1 tRNA gene and 1 rRNA gene are annotated in these 601 nt (G+C 42.3%); both read right to left on the bottom strand.

Features of this window, described 5'->3' with window-relative positions:
* Positions 1–344 precede the first annotated feature (344 nt).
* Positions 345–421: transfer RNA gene (locus MM214_RS18970), tRNA-Ile, on the bottom strand.
* 59 nt (positions 422–480) lie between these two features.
* Positions 481–601 (bottom strand): 16S ribosomal RNA (locus MM214_RS18965); the annotation flags it as partial.

Genomic DNA, 601 nt, shown 5'->3' with positions numbered 1-601 from the left:
AACCTTGTGATCTAGCCATCCCGATAACCATCGGGATAATCCCCCATTTTATTCACTATTTGAGAAGCTAGAAACCTTGTGATCTAGCCATCCCGATAACCATCGGGATAATCCCCCATTTTATTCACTATTTGAGAAGCTAGAAACCTTGTGATCTAGCCATCCCGATAACCATCGGGATAATCCCCCATTTTATTCATTATTTGAGAAGCTAGAAACCTTGTGATCTAGCCATCCAGACATTCCTTCAAAATATCTAAATAGTCTATTTTTGATATTACTGAAATCTTGTTCTAATTAACTTCAGTAAATTTAGACCATCTATCTTCATAGAAGCGTATATTTGGTGGGCCTGCGTGGACTCGAACCACGGACCTCTACATTATCAGTGTAGCGCTCTAACCACCTGAGCTACAGGCCCTAGAAATAAAGAAGAAAGTAAGACGATCGTTTCAGATTTTAAAATCCAAAGCATTCCAGAAAGGAGGTGTTCCAGCCGCACCTTCCGGTACGGCTACCTTGTTACGACTTAGCCCCAGTTACCGGTTCTACCCTAAACAGCTCCTTGCGGTTACTGTCTTCAGGTCTACCCGACTTCCAT

Origin of the sequence: Belliella kenyensis (assembly GCF_022549675.1) — a bacterium.
GTDB classification, from domain to species: domain Bacteria; phylum Bacteroidota; class Bacteroidia; order Cytophagales; family Cyclobacteriaceae; genus Belliella; species Belliella kenyensis.
Note: the sequence above shows the minus strand (reverse complement) of the source record. Positions and strands in the feature narration are given on the sequence as shown.